This window comes from Nonomuraea sp. NPDC003201 (assembly GCF_053590415.1).
The window spans coordinates 1-1,135 of the sequence record NZ_JBSFTC010000775.1; the positions used below are offsets into that span (position 1 = coordinate 1).

At 72.2% G+C, this 1,135-nt stretch carries 1 protein-coding gene; it reads left to right on the top strand.

Annotated elements, in window-relative coordinates; genetic code table 11:
* Positions 1-351: ATP-binding domain-containing protein (locus ACWDX9_RS63565; protein WP_449973495.1), on the top strand; the 351-nt coding region annotated here is incomplete at its 5' end.
* Between the last annotated feature and the right edge of the window lie 784 nt (positions 352-1,135).

Genomic DNA, 1,135 nt, shown 5'->3' on the forward strand with positions numbered 1-1,135 from the left:
GGCCCGGGCCGCGCCGGGAACCCGGGATCCGGGGCGGGACGCGCGGCGGCGTCGTCCGGCACGGACCCGGCCGGGGCGGTGGCGACGGGCGTGGGGCGGGCCGGGGCGGCGGCGGCCCTCGACGCGCCGGTGGCCGTGATGGGGGTGGCGGACGCGAAGGGGCTGGAGTTCGACTCGGTGATCGTGGCCGAGCCGGACCTCATCGCCGCCCAGTCGCCACGGGGTCCGAGCGACCTGTATGTTGCTCTCACCCGCGCCACGCAAAGGCTCGGAGTGGTGCACGAGCGGCCGCTGTCGCAGGCTCTGAGGGGCTTGCCGAGCCGCTCACAGGCGTCCTCTAATGACCTTTGACCGGCTTACGCCCCCATGTCCTACCTGCGAAAACTTGATGTTTCTGCTGATCGGGACACGGTTGACATCTGAGGTGGAGTCGGTAGTTTGCTGCGCAGTCCAGCACGGGACTTGGCCGGTTGGCCGTCTCTGACATCGTCGGATCCTGCGTCCGTGACGGAGTGTGACTCCGTCCACACAGCCAGGTGCAGGGCCGTCGGTCCGTCGAGTCGGGGCACCCCAACCGGGCGGGGGGTTGGACCCGGGACGGGTCCGGGAGCCCAGTAGACAACGGAATTCCGAGCTCGCCGCCGACGAGACGGGTCCGGTCCGAAGGGTTTCCGGGCCCTCTTCCCGCTCTCGTGCGCAGGGCCGACATGTGCGCCGGGTGGTCCCGTAGGTCGCGGGATCACCCTGCCGCCTCCGGGCGTGAGACGCCGATTCTTTCGATCTTCCGGTGCTGCGCTGGCTTCGACCGCCCCTGCGGGGCGGTAGCGTTTTCGCAAGCAGGCGTGCGATTCGGCGGAGGAGACCCCGGAGTGGTTCAGGAGAGAACGAGCCTACCGCCCACCCCCGGGCGTGAGCCGGCTCGCGCCGACGCCCCGGACGCGACGCTCGCGGACCCAGCCCTCACGGACGCTTCGCCTGCGGCCGGACCCGAGGCCACGCCACCGCCCACCGCCGCCCTTGCCCGCGAAGGCTCGCCCGAAGAGCCACCTTCGCCTGACAGCGCGTCACCGACCGCCTCCGAGCCCGAGCCCGCTGCGCCATCCACCGCCGACGCCGCGCCTGCGCCTGACGCCGC